We start from the raw sequence: 26,328 nt of genomic DNA on the forward strand, positions 1-26,328 counted from the left end.
CGCACTTGAGCCTTGGCATGAAAACGCCAGAAGAAGTGCACAAAAAAGCCAGCGTTGGAGGAACGCTGGCTTAATCAAAAACCGTCAACTTATTTTAGGACGGCACAGTCGAGACATCGTTAAGCAGGCCGGTGTAAAACACCTTCAAGCGAATAAAGGCCGCGTTTCTCACTGGCTTTGCGGCGCACTTCCTCAAGCGCTTTGGCTTCTAGCGCATCAAACAGCGAGTTAATCAATCGATTAAAGTGTTGGTGCATGGCGGCGCGTGCCGCAGTGGCATCTCTTGCCTTGAGCGCTTTATAAATAGCGGTGTGTTCATCAAGGATTTTGCTTTGATTGCTCTTGGCACACACAGATCCATAATCGGACACAATTTGTGGATTCGATACTCGTAGGCTCCACAAGTTTTCAACGGTACGAAGCATTGCTTTGTTGCGAGTCGCTACCGCGATGATCCGGTGGAATTCTTCATCCGCCTCTTCGGTGTAATCACCTTTTTCCATTGCAATCAGTGTGCTATGAAGTTTTTCCAGCTCTTCGTCAGTGATTGAGGTGGCAGCCAACGCGGCAACTTCACCCTCAATGAGGGCGCGAGACTGTGTTAGCTCAAAAGCACTGATGGCCATGTCAGCTTTAGACAAATTGCTTTGCTCTAACACGTAAACACCCGAGCCGGTCTTAACTTCAACCCGCTCGCGGACTTCCAGAGCAATGATTGCTTCGCGAATTGTTGGCCGGCTAACATCAAAGATCTCTGCAAGCTCTCGCTCTGGCGGTAAGCGGCTTCCTGCAGGAAAATCACCACCACTGATCATGGCTTCGATTTGATCTACGATGCGCCAGAATAAGCGCCGATTTTTCATGAATGAATTCCTATCTCAAAATATTGGTTAGCCGTTGGCATGACACATAATCACCATATGTTATAGGCAAACTCAAGGTTTGTTCAAAGTAATTGCGATCAACATCTACATATTTGTTACCAATAAGGCTTGCTTTGAATTTAAATTGGCAATACCAATTGGTAAAGTTGTTTTGGATCACAATTGTGTCATTGGTAATATTAAATGGTTTGCTGGTTTGTTTGAATTTGGTTAACTTTACTGCACTTGGTAAGCACAATTATTTTTCAAGTGCTTCATAAGAACAACAAACGTTGAATAACGTGGGGAAAACACATCGTGAAACTCAACCAAATAACCAGCGCACTCGCGCAACAGAAAGCTGGTTTGCTAAGCAAGCAAACTTTGCTGACATCGGCGTTACTTGCTTTTGCTGCCCCAGCTCTGGCTGCTGAAGCCCCGGCCCAAGAAGTGCCGACCGCCGAGCCAGAAGAAGCGGTAGAGCGCATTCAGGTTTCGGGCATGCGTGCAACCATGTCACGTTCTTTGGATGAAAAGCGCACCAACGCTGCTGTGGTTGACGCTATTGCTGCTGCTGATTTTGGTGATTTGCCTGGTCTATCCATTTCTGACGTAATCGAAAACATTACTTCGGTTTCTGGTCACCGCGGTAAAGGCAGTTCTTCAGAAACGTCAATTCGTGGTATGGGACCATTTCTCGGTTATTCCACTTGGAATGGCCGAACTGTAACCAGCGCTGGTTACAGCCGGGCAGTGAACTTTAAGAAGTTCCCATCTGACTTAGTAAATAAAGTGGTGGTGTACAAATCACAGCAAGCTGATTTGGTTGAAGGTGGTGTAGCCGGTACCATCGAGCTGAGCTCGTTGCGTCCAATTGACTATGGTAAGCACAAGACAACGGTTGAAGCTCAGGCTATCTACAACAGCCACACTGCCCGTCTCCACGATGAAAATGGTTTTGGTAACCGCTTGACCTTCTCAACCGTTAACCAATTTGAAACCGATAGCTTGGGTGATTTTGGTTACACCTTAGGTTTTCAACGCACTGACACATCAAACCCAGAAGAAAGTATGCTGACGTCTTCGAGCATGTACGGCTGTGGTAGTCGTATGGCAGATGGTAGCCCAGCCCCACAAGGCAGCTATGACTGTGAAGACATGCTCGATAAAGAGGGTATCACCGACGAAAATGGCGATAACTACGGTTGGGACATTCGAGATTCTATCGATGTCTACGATCCAGATAGCATGTTCTATACCTCGTCATCGCATACCTATCGCACTATGGAAGAGGAAGATCTTCGCAAGGCGGTAGTCGGTACTTTGCAATGGCAACCAAATGAGAACTGGGATATCAATGCTGATATCGCATGGTCGAAAAATAGTTACTGGGAAGAGCGCCACGACTTCATTGTCACTTCGGCTCGCCGCAACATCAATTGGGACACCATGGTGGTTGGCCAAGACGGTACTTTGTTGTATCGCGAAGGCGAAGCGAAGATGGAAGCGCAAGGTTTGCACCGCGATGAAACCGAGCGTTACAACGGCTATGGCCTAAACATCGCCAACTATTGGAATGATGACTGGAAGTTCGAGCTCGATCTGTCTTATTCACGCTCGACCCGCAGCCGTATCGACTACAAATCACGCATTGTTACTGGTGATTACTGGAACTACAGCCTAGACAACACCAAGCATCGCCTGACTGAACTTCGTTTTCTTGATACTGATGGTGCGGTATTCGATCCGAATAATCCAGAATCATGGTTGGCAGAAAACAACAACGGTAGCGCGCCAGAAGGCAAATACGAGCGTTTGACCGATGACCGTTGGGACACCCATAAAGCGATTCGCTTCGATACCGACTACCTCATTGATGGCGATATCTTCTCAAGCGTACGTGCAGGCTTCCGCTACTCCAAACAACATCTAACCTCTGATTTGGATGACGATGTGGCATTGCGGGTTCGTGGCCAGTTGCCTGAAAGTAACGCTGATCAGGTGTCGGAGTACAAAACTAAAGATGAAGCCATCACTGACATCCTCGTGTCTGACTGTTTCACCGACTGGAATAACGACCGTTGGATGAACAGTGAAGATGGCGAAGGTATTGAAGGTGGCCGTTGGGCGAGCTTTGATGGCCGCTGTGGCTTTGGTGTGATGTCCGGCGTTAACGAAGATAACAGCTTCACCGATATTGGTCCTTGGGTTGACCGCCGTTCAACTGGTGACGATGACATTCGTGAGGATGTGACGGCAGCCTACGTAATGGCCAACATCGATACTGAGATGTTTGGGTTAACCACCACCGGTAACGTTGGCGTTCGAGTGGTGAAGACCGAGGTTGAATCCAGTGGTTGGCGTCAGGATTACGAGGTTGACTTCAGTGACCCAACTGAACCGAAATTGGAAGCAAAAGTTGACGAAAATGGCGTGCCAATTCTAGAAAAAGTAGTGTTGGAAAATGACGTTACCGAAGTACTGCCAAGTGCCAATATTACCTTCCATTTAGAAGATGATTTGCTGTTGCGGACTGCGGTTTATCGTTCGCTGTCTCGCCCTAACCTGCAAGATATGGGCGCCGGCCGTCAAATCAAAACCGGTAGTGGTGATGAAGAAACTGAAACCATCGCTGAGCTGATCTCTGATGTCACTGGCGACAACCCGAACCTAGAACCAATTATGTCTTGGAACGGTGACATCTCGCTTGAGTGGTATCCATCGACTGACACTGCCATTTCGACTGCGTTCTACCTGAAACGTTTTGAGGCGTCTTTCGAAAACACAATTTTGCAAGAAACCATCACCATTGATGGTCAGGAAGTGCCAATTGATGTTCGCGCCACCTCAAACGGCGACGACAAGAGTACCTTGTGGGGTATTGAGCTTGCCGGTCAACATCACTTTGCCGACCTCCCTGGTTTGTGGAGTGGTTTGGGTGTCAAAGCATCCTACAACTATGCCGATTCTGACTTTGAGAACGAAGATGGCGCATTTGGTAATGCTTACGATGAAAATGGCGAGCTAACCAAAACACGTATCGATGGCTTCGATCCGGCCAACATCTTTGGCTTCTCAGAGCATGTGTTCTCTGGTTCGGTTTACTGGGACTACGAAGACTTCTCGATTCGTGTGCTCTACAAATACCGTTCGAAGTACTACCAGCCAAATACGGGTTCTCGAGCCAACCGTTATGTTGAGCCATTCGAGTATGTTGATATGAACATGAAGTACAAACTGACCGACGACACCAGCGTTTCGTTCAAAGCGCTCAACGTGTTGGACGAAGCACAGTACATGACTCGTGGTACCAACAACTATCCAACCTTGATCTCAAGCTCAGGTCCTAAGTACTTCCTGGGTATCAAGACCAAGTTCTAAGGATTAGACATCATCTTACGGGAAATGATGAAGCACCATGGAAGGTGCTTTCTTCCCCCTTTTTTCAATAACAACAGAGTTCGGCAATGCACCTGACACTATCTTCTCGACGCTGTCTGACAGCGTTTGCAACCCTGGCACTAAGCTCACTACCGGTTTCTGCGTTGGCAACCGACTGGTTGGTTAAAACACAAGCTGAGTATCATCAAGCGATGGCAGATATCGCGCCCGGCGATAAAGTGATCTTGGCAAACGGTCAGTGGCAGGATTTTGAAATTCTGTTCGAAGGTAAGGGCACTAAAGCTGAACCTATTACTCTGACAGCCCAAGACAAGGGCAAAGTATTCATTACCGGCCAGTCTAACTTGCAACTGGCAGGTGAACATTTGGTCGTTAGCGGTCTGGTTTTCAAAGACGGTTTTACTCCAAGTAGCGAAGTTATCTCATTTCGTCGCGATAAGAATAACTTCGCCAGTCATTCGCGTGTGACTGAAGTGGTTATCGATAATTTCAGCAATCCCGATCGCTTTGAAGGCGACTATTGGGTTGGTCTGTATGGTAAGCACAACCGCTTTGACCATAACCACTTAGAAGGCAAGCGCAATAAAGGCGTGACGCTGGCGGTTCGTTTGAATGGCGAAGCACACCAGCAAAACCATCATCGCATCGACCACAACTACTTCGGTCCGCGACCTATTTTTGGCTCCAACGGCGGCGAAACCTTGCGTATTGGTACCAGTCACCATTCGCTAAGCGATTCACTGACTGTGGTCGAAAACAACTATTTTGATCGCTGCAATGGTGAAGTGGAAATTGTCTCGGTGAAAAGCGGCAAAAACCAAATTCGCAACAACGTGTTTTTTGAATCTCGCGGCACACTGACCTTGCGCCACGGCAATGGCAATGTGGTTGAAGGCAATGTGTTCTTCGGCAATGGTGTTGACCACACAGGAGGCATTCGGGTTATTAATGCGGACCAAACGATCCGCAACAACTACCTCGAAGGCTTGACGGGGTACCGGTTTGGCAGCGGTCTGACGGTGATGAATGGGGTGCCGAATTCGCCCATTAACCGCTATCACCAAGTCGTTAATGCGACGATTGAGAATAACACCCTGATTAACGTGGAGCATGTGCAACTGGCCGCAGGTAGCGATGCCGAGCGCTCTGCGACTCCGCAAGACAGCGTCATGCGCAACAACCTGATCATCAACAAACAGGGCCGTGACCCATTTACTCTGTTTGATGACATCAGTGGTATCAAATTTGAGGGCAATATTCGCAGCAACACCAACAAGCCAGCGATTCAGTCAGGCTTTAAGGATGCCAGAAGTAAGCTGGTACGTAACGGTCATGGTTTGCTGCAACTTGCTGAGCCAGTGTCTGGCGTTGGCGCGTCTGCCGATTTGAAACCAATCACTAAAGCGCAAGTTGGTCCTAGTTGGTATCCAAAAACTGAGCCAGAAGTGGCGTTTGCTGCCGGTAAAGTGGTGCAAGTTACACCGGGTGAAAAGGCCCTTTATCAAGCCGCAATGTCTGCCCAATCGGGTGATGTGCTGGTGCTGGCCGACGGTCACTACGATGTCACTAAAATCATCAAGCTCGACAAAGTGTTGTCGGTTAAAGCTGCTAACCCGGGCAAAGTGTCGATTCGATTCCAGCGCTCAGCACTATTTGAAATCGGCAACGGTGGTAGTTTGGAGTTGGTCGGCTTGACCATCTCTGGTGTCGATGCGCCAGATTATTCTGGTAACGCCATGGTTCGCACCGCCAAGTGGGGGATGTACCACAACGTCCGCTTGGTGATGAAGCAAATGACGGTGAAAGATTTAGACATCAATCATTCGTTCCATGTCTATGACTCCGGCGCTCGTGCGTTTGCCGATTACATCAACATTTCTGACAGTCGTTTCGACAATATTACCGGCGATATTTTGCGTCTTAACAAAGAGTTGGATGATTTAGGAATTTACAACGCCGAATACGTCCGACTGGAAAACAATCGTTTTAACGATATTCAAGGCGCCATTGCCAAAGTTTATCGTGGCGGCAGTGACGAAAGCACCTTTGGTCCACATGTATTGATGACCGAAAACATCATCGCCAATGCTGGCTTAGGTAAGCGCAACAAAGAGCAGGCTGCGCTGTTGTTGCACGGCGTTCAAGTCACTTCATTGACTGACAACCAATTTATTAACTCTGCGCCGGTCGTCGTTGAACACACAGTGGGTGAACCTCAAACGACAATTACCGACAACCTGTTTGACAAAACGAGTGCGCCCAAAGTCACCGAATTGCGAGTTTCTGGCCCGCACACGGCTGTGTTGCACAACAACAAAATCCGCTAATAGCGTTGTTCTCACTGCGATTATAGGTACTAAAAGTGATGAAATTCGGATTTAAATCAGCAACTGTTTCGCTACCGCGTTTGGCACAGGTAGTGGCGGCTACTTGGGTCGCCATTGCTTCAACGGTCAGTGCTGCCCACCCAAACTTAGTGATTACCGCTGAAGACGTTGAAGCCATGCGACAAGCAGTGAAACAGCCTGGCTTGTTTCAACAGACTTACCAGCAAGTCAAAGCGTCTTTAGATGAGCAAATGTTGCTGCCCATCACGGTGCCAGTACCAAAAGATGCCGGTGGTGGCTACACCCACGAACGCCATAAAAAGAACCAGTATTTAATGTACAACGCTGGCGTTATGTATCAGCTCACGCAGCAGCAAAAATACGCTGACTACGTGCGTGACATGCTGATTGAATACGCAAAGCTGTATCCGACCTTGCCGATTCATCCGCAAAAGAAAAGCAGCAATGTTGGCAAACTATTCTGGCAAGGTTTAAACGAAGCTGTATGGCTGGTTTATACCATTCAAGCTTATGATGCTGCGCTCCCTGGCATTAGCAAAGCAGATCGCGACTCAATTGAGCAAGGCGTGCTGCGTCAGGTGGCATTGTTCTTGTCGGAGCAGTCTCCACACACATTTAACCTAGTGCACAACCATGGCACTTGGGCAACAGCAGCAGTCGGCATGACCGGCTATGTATTGAATGAACCTGAGTGGGTAGAAAAGGCGCTGTATGACTTGGATAAGTCAGGCAAAGGCGGTTTCTTGCGCCAGATGCAGGAGTTGTTTTCACCTCAAGGTTATTACAGTGAAGGTCCTTATTATCAGCGCTACGCCTTGATGCCATTTGTCACCTTTGCCAAAGCGATTGAGACCAATGAGCCTGAGCGTAAGATTTTTGAGTATCGCGATGGCCTGTTGCTCAAAGCCATCGATACCACGATTCAGTTGAGCTACAACAAGCTGTTCTTCCCGCTCAACGACGCGATTAAGAGCAAAGGTATTGATACCATTGAACTGGTCAATGGTGTGGCGATTAAATATGGCCTGACAGCCGATCCTCAACTGCTATCGATTGCCCAACTGCAAAATCAGATTTTGCTGACTGGTGATGGTCTCAAAGTGGCTCAAGGCATCGAACAGGGCCTAGCTCAGCCATATGACTTCCAAACAAAGGTTTACGGAGATAGCGCTTCGGGCGACAAAGGTGCCTTGGTTATCTTGCGTCAGCAAGCCGCTAGTGCCGAGCAAGCGGTGGTGTTTAAAGCAACTGGCCAAGGCATGGGCCACGGCCACTTCGATAAGCTCAATTGGCAGTTTTATGATCATGGCAGTGAAATTGTCTCTGATTACGGCGCAGCTCGTTTCCTCAACGTTGAAGCCAAGTTCGGAGGCCGTTACCTGCCAGAAAATGACAGTTATGCCAAGCAAACTGTTGCTCACAACACCCTAGTGGTGGATGAAACCAGTCATTACAACGGCAACTGGCGCGAATCAGAAAAACATTACCCAGAGCTACTGTTCTTTGCCGACAATGACCAAGTGGCAGTGACTTCAGCCAAAGTCGATAGCGCATACCAAGACGTTTGGTTTAAGCGCACCATGGCACAGCTCAAGCTTGCCGATGATCGCACTATTGTGGTGGATATTGTTGATGCCAATGGCGAGCGTCAGCACCAGTACGACCTGCCGGTGAACTACCAAGGTCAGCTGATTGAAACCAACTTCAAGCTGGCCGGAAATACCACATCGTTAACACCCGTTGGCAAAGCCAATGGCTATCAGCACTTGTGGCTTAAAGCTTTGGCTGAGCCGCAAGCGGGAATGAACAAAATCACCTGGCTAAATGAAGAGAACAACCGCTTCTACAGCTATAGCACCTTAACAACGGCAGAGACGCAAGTGCTGTTCACCCAAACCGGTGCCAACGATCCCGATTTCAATTTACGCAATCAACATTCATTCATTCTTCGTGTTCCAACAGCGAAGCTGCACACCTTTGTCAGCGTGTTGGAGCCACATGGCGAATACAACCCATCGAAAGAGTACACCCTCAATGGCAGCTCTCAGCTGACTGTTCTGGCATTTGATCGGCAGCGTGAGATCGATGTGGTTGAGTTGGCATTTGTTGATGGAGGGCGTTATTTGCTGGCTATTAGCAACGGTAAACAAGTGACCTCTACGAGCCAATCGACGTTTTCACATCAAGGTCAAAGCTACACCTTTCAAGGGCGCTTTAGTCTGCTGCAACTCGATTGATGGCGGGATTGAAATTTTAGTTTTAGCAACAGTTTAACGTGGCTGGGTCGGTAAATAGTGGTTTAGTCACAACAAATAGAATTTACTTCATAGGAGTGCAACAAGCATGAAAATCAAGGGGTTCCGGTGGGTCATTATCGGTTTGATTTTTACCGCCACGGTTATCAACTATATCGACCGTTCCGCATTGTCCATTATGTGGCCAGGTGAAACGGGTATTGCCAACGACTTGGGTCTGACTGACTCAGATTATGGCCTGATTCTCAACGTGTTCATGGTGGCCTACGCGTTAGGTCAGCTATTTTCGGGTAAGATTTTTGACAAGATTGGTACCCGCATTGGCTATGTTCTAGCCATTGGTATTTGGGGCTTATCATCGTTCCTGCACTCCACCGCTCGTGGCTTCTGGTCGCTCGCCTTCTTCCGTACCACTTTAGGTTTTTCTGAAGCGGGTAACTGGCCGGGTGCAGTAAAAAGTAACGCCGAATGGTTCCCCGTTCAGGAACGGGCGATTGCTCAAGGCTTGTTTAACGCTGGCGCTTCGATTGGTTCGGTCATTGCACCGCCACTGATTGCGGCGTTGTTCGTGGCTTTTGGTTGGAAAGTAACCTTCATGATCATTGGTTCATTCGGTATTGTCTGGATCGTGCCTTGGTTGGTCATCAACAAAGCTGGTCCGAAAGATCACCCATGGGTAACTGATGAAGAGCGTAAGTTCATTCTTGACGGTCAACCTGCTGAATCGACTAGTGATGACAAAGAAGAAGAAGGTCTTTCTTGGGGCCAGTTGTTGAAAATTCGCGAAACTTGGTCAATCTTGATTGGTCGTTTCTTCCTTGAGCCAATCTGGTGGTTCTTCGTTGGCTGGATGCCGCTTTACCTTGCTAAAGTTTATGGTTTTAACGTCAAAGAACTGGGCATGTTCCTATGGTTCCCATATGTCGGTGCAGCCGTCGGTTCTATTGTCGGTGGCATTGTCTCCGGTAAGATCATTGCCAGCTCGGGCTCGATCAACAAGGGCCGTAAGACTACAGTGGTGATTGGCGCTATTATCATGTTCCTTGGTTTGCTTGCTACCGTGATGTTTGAACACAACGAATACTCCTTTATGGGAGTCGTGTTCTGCGTCCTGTTCGGCTTCCAATTTGCAATTGGTAACATTCAAACCTTGCCGGGCGATTTCTTCAGTGGCAAATCGGTTGGCTCGCTGGCCGGTATGGGCGGCATGGTCGGGGTGTTCTCGGTCATCATTCTGAACTTCTTGGTACCGATTATCGCTGAGGTGTCATACACCCCTATCTTTATCTTGATCGGTGTCTTCGTGCCATTGGGTGTGCTGGCGGTATTCTTCTTCGGTGGCAATATCGGCCCGGTTGAAAAAGAGCGTATTGAGCAAGTCAAAGCATCTTAATCGGTTCATTCGAACTTATCGTTAAGGAGTTGCCGCAAAAGCTGCAACTCTTTAACGACAACAAATTCAAATAAAGGGCTTGAGCCCTTCTTAACCTCAATTGGTTTATTGATGATCTGCTGTTTATTTTGCCGTTGTGCTGGTGGATCGAAGCTGCGGAGCGTAGAACGTAATTATGAAAAACGTATATATATTAGGTGAATGTATGGTGGAGTTGTCGCGCACTGGCGACGGCTTACTGAAACAATCCTACGCGGGTGATGTGTACAACACCGCAGTCTATTTGAAACGAGCTTTTGATGACTTCAACGTTAATTTTTTCACCGCGGTTGGTGAAGACTCGTTGAGTGACGACATGGTGGCAGCGTTTGAAACCGAAGGCGTCAACACTGAGATGGTGCAGCGCTCAAAAGACAAAGCTCCCGGCTTGTATATGATTTCTGTCGACGAACAAGGTGAGCGCAGCTTTTCTTACTGGCGCTCAGATTCCGCAGCGCGACAGATTATGCAGTTCGTCAGCGCGGAAAATGTTGGTTATTTATGCATGGGCGACTTGTTTTTCTTTTCTGGTATTTCGTTGGCGGTTATCGCGCCTAACGAGCGCGATATCTTCTGGCAGCTATTGCGTAAGTTAAAAGACTCAGGGGTCCGCATCGCTTTTGATCCCAACTACAGAGCCCGTATGTGGTCAGACAAAACTGAAGCCAAAATCCAGTTTGAGCGCGCATTTCGTTTGTCGGATGTTGTGTTACCCGGGATTGATGATCTTAGTCAGCTCTATGGCTTCACCGAATTCAATAAAATACAAGACTTCTGCAGTGCTTTTGGCATTGAAGAGCTGGTGGTGAAAAACGGTCCAGATAGTGTTTGCTGTATTCGCAATGGTGAATTTAATGAAGTCGCTATCAAACCAGTACAACAAGTTGTTGATACCACTTCCGCAGGGGATTCTTTTAACGGCGTATACTTAGGCGCTCGAATGAGTGGTGTTGAAGTCGTTGAAGCCGTGAATCTTGCGGCGGCAGCTGCCGGCGAAGTCATTCAACACCCGGGAGCAATTGCCCCCAAGGATGCGTTTGAGCAGGCGATTCGTCCTCTGGTAGACCAATCTGTAGCCGTCGCTAGCTGACGCGACGTGTCGAATTATTAAGGACTTTTAATGAAACTTTTTTCTGAAATGATGGCAGGCCAAACCTTACTGCCAATTATTCAAGCTGATTCGGTAGCGCAGGGTGTTGCCATCGCCGGAGCTATGGCAGAAGCAGGCCTTAAGGTCGTTGAAGTGGTGTTGCGATCAGATGCATCACTAAAGGCGCTGACGGCCATTAAACAACAGTACCCTGAGTTGATTGTTGGTGCAGGTACCGTACTGGACACTGAGATCCTTGCTCAAGCACTTGATGCCAAAGCCGATTATATTGTCACGCCTTGCGTCACGCCTGATTTGTTAGCGGCATTGGCCAGCAGCGGAGTGCCAGCTATTCCCGGTGTCGCCAACTGTGCTGATATCGCTTTAGCGCGTGATGCAGGCTTCCGTGAAGTGAAGTTGTTCCCAGCCTCTTTAGCTGGTGGTATTCCATTTTTGAAAGCGGTCTCTTCAGTGTTTCGCGATATTAGTTTCTGTCCAACAGGCGGTATTAATGCCGATAACTGCGGCGACTTCTTGGCACTACCCAATGTGATTGCAGTTGGTGGTACTTGGGTTGCTAAGAAAGACTGGGTTGAAGCCGAGAATTGGCAGGCGATCACGGATGCCTGTCGTGATGCTATCGGTTAATTTGTGCTGATGTGACAGTGATTACTTCCCGGTGAGGTTGGTACTCAGGTGTGACTAGGTTCTGGTTGCACATGGAAGTGCGCCGCCAAGCAAAAGATTGAGCGCTCATGCTGAAAAGCATGGGCGTTTTTTGTTGTTGGAGCAGACAAATTGCGGAGTAATTAATGTTGGTATTGCCGAACTTTAATTATTGGTCGCACTAATTGGTAATATTGGTAATAATGAATAAATTTTTTTGTTGATTTTTTGGTAAAGCCAAACTACTATTTGGTTCGTGGGTTTTGGCAAATCTTTTGTGTGATTTGGGGTTTGCCTGACACTTCAGTCCTACTTCTCTATTAGCGAACATGGTGGCCGTTTGCTATAGAACCCCCTCCCAAGAGGACTTCGCGGTATCAGTTTTGATACCGCGTTTTTTTTGTCAAAATTTAACCGACGATGCACTCAAAGTGTGATGAATTGTATTTATTTGGTCTATCCAATTAATTATATTTAACGCTTTATTTGGTCAATCCAATTGAGTTTTGGGGGTTCGCATGAGCAACATTCGTACCCTAGTTATTGTCGCAAGTCTGTCTCTTATTGGCTGCGCGACTGACAACGAGCAACAACAACTGCCATTGGCGCAGGGCATTAAACAATCTGATGGCCGACAACTCGTCAGTGAATCCGTTGTTAAAGCTGATGGTGTTGATGTTGGTTACGATAGCTATCAACTGATTGAAGACGCCTACGGCAAACGTTCGATTGAAGCACCTGATTTGTTTGTTGGTGACCACACAGGTGTACGTCACATTGTTGAGGTAGTCGATGATGTTGTCGGACCCCATTTTGCATTCTTGATTCATCGTGATTTGGATGGCAACAAAGGTCAGTATATCGATCGCCAGCGCAATGAAATCAAAGTCTTCGGTGGCTCAGAGGACTATTTAAAGGGATACCAGCACAAGCTGTTTGAGTACCGTTGGAAGTTCAAGGTTAATCATGACTTCTCGCTTACCAAACGCTTTAGTCATTTCTTCCAACTAAAAGCTGTTGGTGGTGCTGATAAAATGCCAATTATCACTCTAACCGGCAATATCCGAAATGGTCAAAAGGGCATGGAATTGCGTCATAGCTCGGGGAGCGAGCACAGTTTGTTAGCTCGAGTGCCATGGCAGCGAGTCACCGATGAGTGGCTTCAGATCACATGTTTTGCAAAGTATCAGCAGCAAGGGATCCTGCAGTTTGTTATTCAACGTTTAAGCGACGGTGAAGTGCTCATGGCGGTTGATGCCGAACAAATTGATCTTTGGCGAGGCCTCCGCCCTGAACATTTTGTTCGGCCTAAGTGGGGGATTTATCGCTCGGTGGTGCAAAAAGACTTGATTAGCGCGAAGCAAGAACGTGTCCTATTCGCTGATTTTGAAATCCGTGAGTGGCAATAGTTAGTCAAGGTAAAAACTGAGTCACAAACTCCGTCTCCCAAGCCGCATGAACAATTTCTAATATTGGTCTAGGGTTAATCCATGGATCATCGGAGGTTTGTGTGAGTTACCGTACTGTCCTCATTGCTCTGTTGTTTGCTATTGCCGCTGCGTTTGCGGTGGCAATGCCATGGCTTCCCTCGTTACTGCAGCAACAAGATTTCTATGGCCTTTCTGTTGACCGCCCTGCACATGACTTCGCCATCGGCGATGGTCAGCTGACTGACTTGCAAGGCCGCTACGTCTATTTGCTGTTCGGGTTTCTGCGATGCGGTGATGTCTGCCATCGCCAAGTCGCCAACATGTTGGCATTGAACAAGCAGCTACAGGCTGAACCCGTTAGCTTTGTCTTTGTTAGTCTCGATCCTGAGTGCGACGCCGTTGACCAGCTACAATCCTATTTTGATCAGCAAGGCCCAGATTTTCATAGCGTTAAGCCAGCAAGCTCAGCCGCTGCGCGAGCACTTGCCAAAGAGTACAACGAGTACGTTGTGAAAACCGGTAGCGGCGACGACTATCAAATTGACCATTCCGGCTTTATGTATGTCATTAACCCAGCAGGGCGATTACGTCTGATATACACCAGTAGTCATTTGAGTGTTTCAGAAATGCTAAATGACTTGTCAAAATTACCAATCAGTTAATAGGCGAGAGAGTGATGAGTGACCTAACCCATGCCCAACAAGAGCGGCTGAAATCAGACAAATTTATGCTCGGTATATTGCTCGCTCATGTGCCTTTCGCTGGCTTATGGGCCCCCATGGGGTATGGCACTATGTCGTTCGCCCTGACCTCGTCATTGTTGATCGCTGCGATTATTGGCGCTGGTTTTGTCTTGGCCAAAGGCACGCGGGCATTCTCCTGCTTGGCCGCCATGTGCCTGATGTTATTTTCTGCAGTACTCATTCAAGCCCAGTTGGGCCGCCTGGAAATGCACTTCCACATATTCTCGGCGTTGGCGTTTACCTTAATTTAACGGGATTGGGCACCGGTAGTAACCGCTGCTGCAGTGATTGCCGTCCATCATTTGCTGTTTACCGCGTTACAACTCGGCGATGTGTCATTTGGCGATATGCCGGTGATGATTTACAACTACGGTTGCAGCTGGTCAATCGCCTTTCTGCATGCATTTTTCGTTGTGATGGAGTCTTCTGTGTTGGTGTATTACTCGATCCGAATGCAGCAAGAGCAGCAATTTGGCTATGCCCTTATTGATGCGGTTAGTGACGTTGCCAATCACAACAATTTGCAAACTCGCCTCGACAACCAGCAAGGTAATCCGGCCGCGCAAGCATTTAATGAAATGATGGATAGCATCGCCGATTTGTTTCGAGTGCTCACTTCGTCGGTTAGTGAACTGAAACAAACAGCAAATCAGTTGCAAAAGTTGAGCGATGTCACCCATGAAGTGATGGCGTTGCAGATGGGCCAAACTCAAGAAGCCGCCACCTCGATGAATCAAATGTCCGCCACCATTAACGAGGTCGCGCGGAGCGCCCAAGGAGCAGCAACATCTGCTGCCGATATTGATGTCCAGGTTAGGGATGGTGGCCAGTTGGTGACGCAAGCTACTGGCCGCACTGATGAACTGACCGCAGCGTTAGAGCGTGCTTCAGATTCAATTAGTGAGTTGGATGGCAATGTTCAAACCATATCCTCGGTAGTTGAGGTGATTCAGAGTATTTCAGAACAAACCAATTTACTGGCGTTGAATGCCGCCATCGAGGCCGCTCGGGCGGGCGAACAGGGGCGAGGGTTTGCCGTGGTTGCTGATGAAGTCCGAGCGTTGGCTGGACGCACCCAAGAGTCAACAGGCGAGATTCAAAACATGATTGAGGCGTTGCAGCAAGGCACTAATCATGTAGTGAAAGCGATGGAAACCGGTCGCGAACATTCATCGGATACCGCTAGCAAAGTACACGAAGCTGGCGCTGTGCTTGGCAGTATCGAGCAAGCAGTGGCACAGATGCGTGATATGAACGACCAAATAGCTGCTGCAGCCGAACAGCAATCTGTGACTGGAGATCACATCAATCAAAACGTCATCGATATCAGCAGCCAAAGTAGCAAAATTGTCGAGCAGACGGATCAAGTCACTACTTTCGCCAAGAACCTAAATGACATCGTTGGCGAGTTTGAAATCTTGATCGCTAAGTATCGAGTGTAATACCGAACAGGCATAAAAAAGCGGCGCAAAGGGCGCCGCTAGAAAAACCTCAAAGTGGTGGGGTGAGGTTAGAAATAGGTCCGCATGCGAACACCATAAGTGCGAGGCAAGTTATAGAACCGTAGGTTCAAGCCTGGCGCCATAATGGCTTTGTCCGAATGTGTCTCGTCGAAGATGTTGTTGACGTAACCTTCGAAGCGAATCGCGCCGTCACGGAGGCTATAACCAATACCGAAGTCGGCATGCCAGTAGCCATCGACTTTGTCATCAAAACCAGGGTTCGGATCTGAGTCATAGTCTTTACCATTGAAGATACTCAAATAGTATGAGCTGCGGTATTGCGCGGCTAGCATCCAATCCAAGCTACCATGCTCAAAATCGTGATACTGAGTCAACTTCATGTTAGCGGTGAAGTCAGATGCTTTTGGTAGAGTGTTGCCACTCAAATCGACTTCTGGAAGGTCGCCAGGGTTGTGAGATTGACGCGCATCGGAAACGATGCCGCTATCAATTTCTGCATCGAGGAACAGCATTGTCATGTCAAACGTCAGGTCGTATGGCAGTAATGTTTTGCTCTCGATTTCCAAACCTTTGATTTCAGAGTCTGCAACGTTGACGTTTAGTGCCGCCGTTGGTGGCACTTCACACTCTGGACATTCGCCCACTTGTTGCACCAACTGGAACACTTGATCTTCATAGTCATAGTAGAAGGCCGATACGTTCAAACGCATTGGTGTGCCCATGAATTCCAGATCGTTTTTGCTACCAATTTCATACATGGTCAGCTTCTCTGGAGAATACTCTTCAGTGATCAGCTCGCCATCAACCAAGTGAGTATCATTGAAGCCACCAGATTTGTGACCTGTGGCGATGTTGGCGTAGACCATGCTGTCATCAGCCCAGTCCCAAGCAATACCGACGCGCCAGTCATTGAAGTCGAACTCTGAGCTACCCTCTTGCTTAATCAGCGTTGAGTTATTGGCTTGATTACAAGGTTCACCTTGGAACTCACAGCCGCCAGCCAGGTAGTCACCAATGGTGTCACGAGCACCGAATGACTTGACGCCACTCAGCAGCAGTGCTTCGGCATCCAGTTGGGTGACATCTTCCTTCAGGAAGCTGAAATCACGATCGAGGCCTTTAAAAACATAACCTTCGGTACCAAAGCGGATGTTTTCATTCGGTACACTTTCTGACCAAGAGCTGTTCATCCAGCCAAAGCCGTAGTTACCACCAATACCTAAGCGGTACTTCTCTTCATTGGTACGGCGGTAGCCACCCATCACGCGTAAATCGTCAGTGATGTTGTAGGTCATGTCGATGTAACCAGCCAGAGAGTCAGTCTCAACTTTTGGCATGGTGAACTCGGTACCTTGGTACCAGTTGGAGCGGTCGGCGAACGAGAAGAATACGGTCTCTTGGTCTTCATCGTAATAGAACACACCAGCGGTCCAAATTAATGGGCCATCGTCAGTGGAGAACAAGCGCAACTCACTCACTCTGGATTCTGAAGTTTGCTCCCACAGCACGTTGCTGTATAGATCCCACTCTTGGCCTGAGTTGTCACGGCCTGGATACATCATGCCAACGCTTTGAGCATTTTGTTGTTCGAAATCCATGTCTCGGAAGCTGGTGCTAGCTTCGACGGAGAAACCATCAAAGTCGTGAATGTACTGGGCAACAATACCGCGGATACGCGAGTACATGTCACCTTGAGTGCCGTGATAGAGCACGTCACGTGGTTCATTCAAGTCATCTGGGTTGTAGCCATTTTGCAGCGCCTCATAGGCGTTGGCTCCCGGATAACCGGTACCGGTTTCTTCAGTGTAGTCAGCAACGATGTACAAGGAGCTATCCATGGTTGGCTCCCACAATGCTGAAATCCGGCCTGCGATGTTGTCTTCCTCACCAGCAGGAGTCAGATCTTTTACTGGGCTGGCTTGGTTGAAGTACGAGTCATGAGCTTGGTGCTGGCCCGCGACGCGAATTGCAAAGTTGTCGGCCACTGGAATGTTAACCGTTGCATCATAGTTGATGGTGTCATAGTTACCGTAGCCGACCTCAACCATACCGGTAAATTCATCGAACTCAGGCTTTTTGCTGATGACGTTAAGGCTACCAGCTGTGGCGTTTCGACCGCGCAGGGTACCTTGCGGGCCTTTATTCACTTCGACGCGTTCAACATCGTAGAATTGCATACCAATGCCACGCATTCGCGGAATGTATATACCGTTAATGTGGAATGCTGCTGCTGCGTCGCCTAGCTCGGTGTTGTTGGAGTTGCCGACACCACGGATGTAGACCTCAACGTTACCTTCTTGTTTGGCAATGCTCAGGCCTGGTACCGCGTTACCTAGGTTACGGATATCAGCCGTAATACCCATGTTCTTTAGTTCAGACTCATCCAGAGACTGAGCAACACCGGCGTAGTCTTGAATTGACTGCACACGACGCTCAACGGTCACTTCGATGACTTCTAGTCCACGATGCTCGGCTTTATCTTCTGTTGTGGCTTCATCTGCCGCTATCGCGTTGCCGCTCAGTGCTAGACCAACTGCAATGGCTAGCGAGCTCAAAGATTGTTTCTGCAACATAACACCCCCCTGGTGCTTATTGTTCGCTGGAATAATTTGTTATTGAAATACCCTGGCAAAGTAATGACTACGAACTCTGATTGTTGTTATCTGGAGTTAAGACTTTGCTACGGATGTTACAAACTTTACATACAGTTTATTAATGGTCAATAGGACTATAACTGTAATGGTAAAAAAGACTACAAGCTTGTGATCGAGGTTACATTTTGATCGCGCTTGTTACCCTTAATAGGTGGTTTGGCATATGCTGGAGCAGTTGGCGTAAGCCTTATAGTCAGATTTGCACCACTGGTACTGAGACGGTAAGGTTACCATCATTATTGGTGCTGCAAATGTTGTTGACCAGATTTTGGCTGTGGGGACACAAAAGCTATGACAGAAAACGCGGACTCCGCGACATCAGACGAGAAAATTTTCTTTTACGGCAGAATTCAAGAGTTGCCGGATGATGTGATTCACACCTTATCAAACGACAGCGTCGTGTTCGGCTGTGACAATTGTTGCCTTAAGGTGCTGTTAGTTCGCCACGCTGCTGGCGATAGTGCCGGTGAATGGGCTCTGCCTGGAGGCTGGGTTCGATTTGACGAGAGCGTTGACGATTCCGCAGCACGCATGCTTCAGCAACTGACCGGTGTACACGATATTTTCCTAGAACAGTTGCATGTTTTTAGCAATGTCCACCGGGTACCGCACCGGCGGATTATCACCACCGCCTACTACGCGCTGATCCGGCCCGATGATCATGCTATTGCCGCTGGCCACAGCACCTATGATGTGCGCTGGGTTGATATTCATGATTTGCCAGAGTTGATTTACGATCATGCCGATATCATCAACATGGCATTGCAACGCTTACGCCATAAAGTTCGCCATGAGCCCATTGGCTTTAACTTGTTGAACAAGAAATTTACCTTGCTACAATTGCAAGAGCTGTACGAAGCAATTCTCGATGTGAAGTTAGATAAACCGAATTTCCGTCGTAAAATGTTGAAGATGAACTTGTTGATATCCAGCAATGAAAAGCAAACCGGCGTTAGTCATCGTGCAGCCAAACTCTACGAATTTGATGAAGCGGTGTATCACGAATTAGAGCAGCAAGGCTTTAACTTCGAGATTTAAACCACCATTCAGCTGAAAAAAAACCGCTCAATAGAGCGGTTTTTTGTTGCGTTGCTTGCTGCTAGCAATCGTCAGCACGCTGCTGGCGATTCATAAATTCCCGCTCTTGATAGCTGAATTGGCGGAAATCTGCTGGCAAGCGAGCACCGCTCATGTCGTGACACGCCATACCAATGAAGGCGCCGGTGAAATTCTCGGCACCAAACTCGTCAGCCAAAATGCTGTAATCAAGCTCAATCGCTAGACGCTGCCATTGACCACCGTTGTGGCGCCATGCGCAACTCCATGCATCAAAGTCAACGTCGATGCGCAACCCTATTTCACCCTCAGCCGGCAACGGAATACGCTGACCAAGTGGATAGCTCATGCTGCCGCCTGACATATTGGCCATCATGATCTCAAGTACTCGGCCTTGCTCCGGATCATGGGTGATGTAGAGGTAAATAAACTTACCTGTGTTGTAGTAACTGATCAGGCCAGCCATTTGCTGAATGTTTTCCGGTTGAACGTCAATATCAGTAGTGGCAGTAAAGCAAAATGCTTGTTGGCGTCTGGCAATCAACGATTGTTCATATTTACTGGTCGGACACTCGGCGCCTTTCAAACGTAAATAACCTGGGCGCTCTTTCAGCGTTAAGTTGTTTTCGCCTAGTGGCACCCGCAAGGTTTGAAAATCGATCGGCAATGAAGCCTCATCGAAATCCAATGATTGGCTTTGGAAACGCTCCGGTGCGCTGCCGCCAAATGGCCCTTCAATGGTGTCGGTTGGGCCAACATGACCCTGCGCCAAGCGTGGCCAACCGTCATCAGACCAAGACATTTTCTGAATGGCCGTTTCTCGTCCGAGCACACAACGGCCACGGTAAGGCAACGGACGCCCGGTCAAGTGAACCAAGTAGCAGTCGCCATTGGGCAGCTCCAACATGTCGGAATGGCCGCTGCGTCTCAAGCTAGATGAGGGCACTTGCCAACTATTGAGAAAGTGACCTTCGGGATCCATTTCATAAGGGCCATCGATTGTTTTACTGCGAGCGAAAAGTGCCGCGTGATATGCAAATGTGCCGCCTTCCGCCGTCAGTAAGTAGTAGTAACCGTCGCGCTTGAACAAGTGGGGGCCTTCGACTAAGCCTAGATCCGAGCCAGCAAAAATGTTTTTGATTGGGCCAACGAGCTTCTGTTGCTCGTGATCATATTCCTGCAGCAAAATACCGGCGAAGCTCTTGGCTGGACGATTGTGATTGAGGCTTGCTTCTGGGCGGTGATCCCAAAGCACGTTGATAAACCACTGGCGGCCATCATCGTCATGGAATAACGAGGGATCAAAGCCACTGGAGTTCATGAAAATCGGCTCAGACCATGGCCCTTCAATCGATTCTGCGGTCACCAAGTAGTTGTGAGCGATTTTAAAGTCGTCTTGATAAGCCCGCACATCGGTGTAGATCAGCCAGAACAAACCGTTGTGGTAGGTCAAGCAAGGAGCCCATACACCGCACGAGTCGGGATGACCTTTCATATCTAACTGCGACACTCGATTGAGTGGTTGGGCAACTAAGTCCCAGTTAGCTAAATCTTTAGAGTGATGGATTTGGACGCCAGGAAACCACTCAAAAGTGGAGGTGGCAATGTAGTAGTCATCGCCAGCCTGACAAATCGACGGGTCAGGGTTAAATCCCTTCAAAATTGGATTCAGTATTTCATTCGACATTATTGTTTTTCCATACTTGGGCCAGTAACTGGCTTTAATTCAAAATTCTTTATTCGCAACATTAACGACTTAGCGTTTAGGAGCTACTTTCCTGGGCTTTGAGCTGTATGTGAATGTCATCCATGGCTTTGTCATCGAGCTTGTAGAACTGGAAGATGGCAATCATCAAGATTCCTGTGATGACTGCGAATATGGCGTAGCAGAACAAGATGCCTTGCAGCGCGCCTGCTGTTTGTTCCTGATTGGCCACGTAACCACTGGCAGCGAGGATCCACCCGGCAAAGGCGCCCCCCAAGGCAATACCAAACTTTAATACCAGCAAATGGCCTGAGTAACTCATTGCCATGGTATTGGCGCCTGTTTTTAGTGCATTGTAGTCAGCTGTGTCGGCAACCATGGCAAACACCGCAGGGACGACAAGCATTTGGCTGAAGCCGCCGAGCATCGACATCGCGAAAATCAGGGTCAAATACTCTGGCGGCAACAGGTACAGTGCCAGGTGAGTAGCGGCGATGAGTGCCGCTCCGAATTTGACGATAGCCACTTTACAGAACCGGCTACCAAGCCAATTCATACACACGGCTCCGGCAATCGAGGCGAGCATGCCTGCAGTCAAAAATTGCGACAGGATATCTTCGCGCCCGACGTAGTAACTAATGTAGTAAGGAGTCGTGGCGCCACGTAAGGCGGTCATGATCAGCAGCACAAATGAAGCCGCAGCCAGCAATAAAAACGGTTTGTTTTTACTCAGTGAACCGACGTCCTTCAGAATCGACTGATGAGGCTGAATCTTTGGTTTAACGCGCTCTTTGGTGGTCATGAAGCAAACCACGAAACAGACAAAGGCGAGTATTGCGAACACCCCCATTGCCATTTGGAAACCCGCTTGACGATCGCCATCAGGGCCGGCAAAGAAATCAACCATCGGCATGGTAAAGGCAGATACTAAGGCGCCGCCGGACATGGCTAAAGCAAAGCGGTATGACTGAATCGACGTGCGTTCGGAGTTCTCGGTGGTGAGTACGCCACCGAGTGCAGAATAGGGCACGTTGACTGCGGTGTATGCGGTCATCAGCAATGCATAGGTCACGTAGGCGTAAACCAACTTACCCTGCTCGGTAAAATCAGGTGTGGTGAAAGTCAAAACCGCGAGAATGGCATAAGGAATCGCTGTAAGGATGAGGTAAGGGCGATAGGTGCCCCAGCGCGTCTTGGTGCGGTCGGCAATACCGCCCATAATCGGATCGGTGACACCGTCGAATAGCCGCACGACTAACATCAGTGTGCCCACTGCGGCTGCCGACAAACCGTAGACGTCGGTATAGAAAAACATCATGAAATTGATCACCATCTGGAACACCAGATTGGCGGCGGTATCACCTAAACCGTAACCAATTTTCTCGCGAATTTTAATCATTAGACTTCGTTCCTTAAAACTTCTGGTTATTCTGTGCTCGAGTCGCGCAATCAAGCTCTGTTAGCGAAGATATGTCGTGCTCATAGAGTTGCGCATAATCGGTTTGATGAACTTGCTTGCGAGTGCTTTTGATCAACAGCTGAACGGCGCCAGCAGCCATTTCGCGAAATGGTGGGCTAATGGTTTGCACGCGCTGATCTTGAAAATGCAGTTGTTGGTGACGGCTGATACAACATACGGTTAGGTGCCGGGGAATCTCCAATCCCAACTGTTTGGCAGCGTAGACCACGATGAGTGCTTGTTCATAATGATGACAAATAATGGCAGATGGGCGATTTTTGTCTTTTAACAACGCCATCGCTGTTTCCAGTGTGTCATCTTTATTCAGCGCCGTGGTGGCTGGCAGTTGTAACAAGGTTGGATCAATGGCGATGTTTCGTGTCGCATCGAGATAGCCTTGATAGTAACCACGCACTGATACTTGCTGTAGATCATCCGACATAAACTCAATGCGTTGATGGCCTTGTTCGATGAGTTTTCGAGTTAACTGGTAACCTGCTAGGTGATTGTTTGCCGCAACAAATGGTGTGTTGTTTGCCGGAGTGCTTGGTTCGATTCGAACCACGGCCAGCATTTGTTCGATTAAGGCATCGCACAGTTCTGGTTGGTCAGCAATCGAGGGGGCCAGTAAAACACCTCGCAATCGTTGTTCTAAACACCAGTCAGCAATTGCTAATTTGCTTTGCTCGGGCCAAAGCGATATGTCTTCGGTTTGTAGGTTGAAATTAAGCGACTGTGCTTGGCTCAATGCCGCTTGCAGAAAAACGCTACTGATATCGGCTTGGTTGCTGTCATACAGCAAACCAATATGGTTACGCTTGGGTTTTATCGAGCTATCCGGTCGAGCAACAGTTGTCGTGGCTAGGACTTGCTGCGCTTGCTGAACTTTCTTCCGCGTTTCTGGCCGCACATTCGGTGCGTTGTTAAGCACTCGAGATACTGTCATCCTTGACACGCCGGCCCGACTGGCTATGTCATCAAGGGTTACAACGTGTGTTTGCTCTGACATGGTTATACCTACTTGATTCCGCTCTCGAAATTTCTCTTTCTCCCTGTGTAAATCAACAGGGATTCAATATCAGGGTTATAGTCTCTTGGACTTTAACTAAATTGTCAATGTGACTACAAGTAAGTGTTAAGTTGGTAACACTATCGACTAAAAAACATAGCTTTCATATTGTCCAAAAGACTATAAGTGGTCTCAATAAAGTTGCCAAAGCTAAAATAAGCGATTTTTGAAGTCTCTCGTTTGATTCTGGTTTTGAGCAATTAATTGGCTAAAACAGCCTTAGTTGAGCCTGTAGAATTGCCTTAGTGGAAGGAGAGAAGCATGTTTGTCAGAGCAAGCCACCTTGTTCTCATGCTGTCGGCACTACTAATTAGTGCCTGCGGCGTCGATGGAAAAGTATCGAAATCAGAGCCACAAGAAGAAGTGCCCGAAACACCTGTTGAGCCAACGGATCCAGAGCCAACGGACCCAGAACCAACGGACCCAGAACCAACGGACCCAGAACCAACAGACCCAGAACCAACAGACCCAGAACCAACAGACCCAGAACCAACAGACCCAGAACCAACAGACCCAGAACCAACAGACCCAGAACCAACAGACCCAGAACCGACCGATCCGGAGCCAACCGACCCAGAACCAGCGGATCCATTGATGGTCAATGGTGATTTTGAAAATGGCGAAGTGGCACCTTGGGTTGGTAACAGTGGTGAGGTCTTACTAACTAATGTCGCGAGCCAATCTAGAAGTGGGGCCAATAGCCTTTTGGTAAGCGGGCGAACGCAAAATTGGCAGGGAGCTCTTTATGGCTTGACTAACAGTGTGGCTGAAGACAGCACTTACCATATTTCTGCCTGGGTGCGGATGGACAATCTAGCCAGTAGTGATGTCAGAATGACAGTCAAGGTCTCCGATGGTAACGGTGATCGTTACGAGCCCTTGGCTCAAGCCTCTGCAACTGATTCCGGCTGGGTCGAACTCGCTGGCAATTACACCATCGCTACGTCTGGTGATGTCGCCGAGATTGCTTTTTACATCGAGGGTCCGGATGCGGGGGTTAGCTACTTTATTGATGATGTCACGGTGACAGACATCAATGATGACGATTTGTTGCGGGTTGATGTGGATCACCTATCAGCGCTCGCTGAGTTTCCAATCGGTGTTGCAGTACCTGCCGGCGATGCGGGTAACAGCATGCTCAATAGCCCAGAGCGTCAGGCGATTGTGGAACAACATTTCAGCCAATTAACAGCTGAAAACATCATGAAACCGTCCTACTTACAGCCAAGCGAAGGCAACTTTTTCTTTGATGATGCTGATGCGCTGATTGCTTATGCCGAAAATAACGGCCTGTCGGTCCACGGTCATGCGTTGATATGGCATTTTCAGATTGCTGATTGGATGGCGAACTACTCGGGTGATGCGTCGGCATGGCAGCAGATGCTAGAAACCCACGTCACCGAAGTCGCAAGCCATTTCGAAGGGCAGCTAGCGAGTTGGGACGTCGTCAATGAAGCGTTTCTCGACGACGGTAGCTATCGTAACGTCGATGTTGGCAATGATGCCGGTTCGGTCTGGTACCAGAATATTGGTCCTCAGTACATTGAGTATGCTTTCAATGCGGCCCGAGCTGCCGACGCCCACGTTGACTTGTACTACAACGATTACAATATCTCTTGGAACGATACCAAGCTCAATGCCATTCTGACCATGGCGGAGGATTTTATTGACCGTGGTATTCCTATCTCAGGCATTGGTTTCCAAATGCATGTGGATAAATCAGGCCCCGGTAAAGCGAAGATCAAAGAGCAGTTCCAAAAGGTGGTCGACCTTGGTCTGAAAGTGAAAATCACCGAAGTTGATCTGCGAATGAATGCAGATGGCAGTGCGACATCATTAACAAATCAGCTGTTATTGCAGCAAAAAGCGCGATATCAAGAGATTGTTGAAGCATACATTGAGACGGTTCCGCCATCTTTACGCGGAGGTATCAGCGTTTGGGGAATCGCAGACCCTGATACTTGGATTGTACCTTTGTATGGCAACCCAGATTGGCCATTGATGTTTGATGACCAGTTTGAACCGAAACCGGCGCTGCAAGGCTTTGCCGATGGCTTAGCTGCAACCGATGCCGAGGAGCCAGAACAGCCCTCTGATCCTGCTCCGACCGATCCTGAACCATCTGATCCACAACCATTATTTGTCGATGACTTCAATGCCGCTACGAGTTGGGCGAATGAAGGAGCCGACGGTCAGCTCGCGGCAACGTTGAGCCATAACTCAGCAGAAGGAACGATGGTGGTTGATGTGCCGTGGGCGTCAGATGCTGATGTTGTCCACATCAAAACCTGGTTCGGTCAAGAATTGGACTTATCCGCTGGCAATGACATTAGCTTGCGAGTCAAATTGCCCGCTGACTATGTTGCCGATGGCAATTTAGTGGTGCAAGTGTACATTGAGGATTCAGCCTACACGCCAGCATTCACTGGTTGGCAGATGGCCAGTGGCTTTGTTGCAGGTGACTGGACCACCATTACCTTAAGTGGCGTAGGCCCTGATTTTAGCTTTGGCTACGATGGCGGAGTTGATTTTACCAAGGTCCATGCGATTGGCATCGAATTGGTCGCCAATGGCAAGGATCCGGCTATCTCGGGTGCCATTGAAATTGATGATGTGACGATTCACTGATAATCATATTGTCAGCCATCAATTTGTTTTTGAAACATTTTGCTGACTAATACCAATGTAGGGGC

General features: G+C 48.4%; 17 protein-coding genes. 12 read left to right on the forward strand and 5 right to left on the reverse strand.

Annotated features, from left to right (window positions below):
- Positions 1-119: 119 nt before the first annotated feature.
- Positions 120-863, reverse strand: coding sequence for a FadR/GntR family transcriptional regulator (locus CBE68_RS11420; RefSeq protein ID WP_087506224.1), 744 nt, complete (start codon positions 861-863; stop codon positions 120-122).
- Between the two features lie 318 nt (positions 864-1,181).
- On the opposite strand from CBE68_RS11420, the gene CBE68_RS11430 reads away from it, so the two are divergent.
- The 10 genes from CBE68_RS11430 (at position 1,182) to CBE68_RS11475 (ending at position 15,671) form a co-directional block, all read left to right on the forward strand.
- Positions 1,182-4,244: a TonB-dependent receptor gene (locus CBE68_RS11430; protein WP_087506226.1), complete on the forward strand. Its 3,063-nt coding sequence runs from the start codon at positions 1,182-1,184 to the stop codon at positions 4,242-4,244.
- Positions 4,245-4,330: 86 nt separating this feature from the next.
- The gene (locus CBE68_RS11435; RefSeq protein ID WP_087506227.1) at positions 4,331-6,592 is read left to right on the forward strand and encodes a polysaccharide lyase 6 family protein; all 2,262 of its coding nucleotides are present in this window, start codon (positions 4,331-4,333) and stop codon (positions 6,590-6,592) included.
- Positions 6,593-6,630: 38 nt separating this feature from the next.
- A complete protein-coding gene (locus CBE68_RS11440; RefSeq protein ID WP_087506228.1) occupies positions 6,631-8,850 on the forward strand; it encodes a heparinase II/III domain-containing protein in 2,220 nt (739 codons plus the stop codon).
- A 106-nt stretch (positions 8,851-8,956) separates the two neighbouring features.
- Positions 8,957-10,261: an MFS transporter gene (locus tag CBE68_RS11445; protein WP_087506229.1), complete on the forward strand. Its 1,305-nt coding sequence runs from the start codon at positions 8,957-8,959 to the stop codon at positions 10,259-10,261.
- A gap of 175 nt (positions 10,262-10,436) precedes the next feature.
- Positions 10,437-11,390 (forward strand): sugar kinase, encoded by a 954-nt coding sequence (locus CBE68_RS11450; protein ID WP_087506230.1) that lies wholly within the window; start codon positions 10,437-10,439, stop codon positions 11,388-11,390.
- Between the two features lie 30 nt (positions 11,391-11,420).
- Positions 11,421-12,038, forward strand: coding sequence for a bifunctional 4-hydroxy-2-oxoglutarate aldolase/2-dehydro-3-deoxy-phosphogluconate aldolase (gene eda, locus CBE68_RS11455; protein ID WP_087506231.1), 618 nt, complete (start codon positions 11,421-11,423; stop codon positions 12,036-12,038).
- A 536-nt stretch (positions 12,039-12,574) separates the two neighbouring features.
- Positions 12,575-13,465, forward strand: coding sequence for a hypothetical protein (locus CBE68_RS11460; RefSeq protein WP_087506232.1), 891 nt, complete (start codon positions 12,575-12,577; stop codon positions 13,463-13,465).
- 101 nt (positions 13,466-13,566) lie between these two features.
- Complete coding sequence (locus CBE68_RS11465; RefSeq protein ID WP_087506233.1) at positions 13,567-14,148, forward strand: SCO family protein; 582 nt, start codon at positions 13,567-13,569, stop codon at positions 14,146-14,148.
- Positions 14,149-14,162: 14 nt separating this feature from the next.
- The gene (locus tag CBE68_RS11470) at positions 14,163-14,480 is read left to right on the forward strand and encodes a hypothetical protein (protein WP_087506234.1); all 318 of its coding nucleotides are present in this window, start codon (positions 14,163-14,165) and stop codon (positions 14,478-14,480) included.
- A 33-nt stretch (positions 14,481-14,513) separates the two neighbouring features.
- Positions 14,514-15,671 (forward strand): methyl-accepting chemotaxis protein, encoded by a 1,158-nt coding sequence (locus tag CBE68_RS11475; RefSeq protein ID WP_087506235.1) that lies wholly within the window; start codon positions 14,514-14,516, stop codon positions 15,669-15,671.
- 68 nt (positions 15,672-15,739) lie between these two features.
- Here CBE68_RS11475 and CBE68_RS11480 read toward each other — a convergent pair whose 3' ends face one another.
- Positions 15,740-18,265 carry a TonB-dependent receptor gene (locus CBE68_RS11480; RefSeq protein ID WP_087506236.1) on the reverse strand — a complete coding sequence of 842 codons (2,526 nt, stop codon included), beginning with the start codon at positions 18,263-18,265 and terminating at the stop codon, positions 15,740-15,742.
- A 372-nt stretch (positions 18,266-18,637) separates the two neighbouring features.
- Here CBE68_RS11480 and CBE68_RS11485 point away from each other — a divergent pair, with 372 nt between their 5' ends.
- Positions 18,638-19,384, forward strand: coding sequence for an NUDIX hydrolase (locus CBE68_RS11485; protein WP_087506237.1), 747 nt, complete (start codon positions 18,638-18,640; stop codon positions 19,382-19,384).
- A 61-nt stretch (positions 19,385-19,445) separates the two neighbouring features.
- On the opposite strand, the gene CBE68_RS11490 is transcribed toward CBE68_RS11485, so the two are convergent.
- From CBE68_RS11490 to CBE68_RS11500, 3 genes are all read right to left on the reverse strand, one after another.
- A complete protein-coding gene (locus CBE68_RS11490) occupies positions 19,446-21,089 on the reverse strand; it encodes a glycoside hydrolase family 43 protein (RefSeq protein ID WP_087506238.1) in 1,644 nt (547 codons plus the stop codon).
- 76 nt (positions 21,090-21,165) lie between these two features.
- The gene (locus CBE68_RS11495) at positions 21,166-22,506 is read right to left on the reverse strand and encodes a glycoside-pentoside-hexuronide (GPH):cation symporter (protein WP_087506239.1); all 1,341 of its coding nucleotides are present in this window, start codon (positions 22,504-22,506) and stop codon (positions 21,166-21,168) included.
- A gap of 13 nt (positions 22,507-22,519) precedes the next feature.
- Positions 22,520-23,575: a LacI family DNA-binding transcriptional regulator gene (locus CBE68_RS11500; RefSeq protein ID WP_087506240.1), complete on the reverse strand. Its 1,056-nt coding sequence runs from the start codon at positions 23,573-23,575 to the stop codon at positions 22,520-22,522.
- A 321-nt stretch (positions 23,576-23,896) separates the two neighbouring features.
- On the opposite strand from CBE68_RS11500, the gene CBE68_RS11510 reads away from it, so the two are divergent.
- Positions 23,897-26,263 carry an endo-1,4-beta-xylanase gene (locus CBE68_RS11510; protein WP_158100588.1) on the forward strand — a complete coding sequence of 789 codons (2,367 nt, stop codon included), beginning with the start codon at positions 23,897-23,899 and terminating at the stop codon, positions 26,261-26,263.
- Positions 26,264-26,328: the final 65 nt, after the last annotated feature.

Origin of the sequence: Neiella marina (assembly GCF_002165625.1) — a bacterium.
GTDB classification, from domain to species: domain Bacteria; phylum Pseudomonadota; class Gammaproteobacteria; order Enterobacterales; family Neiellaceae; genus Neiella; species Neiella marina.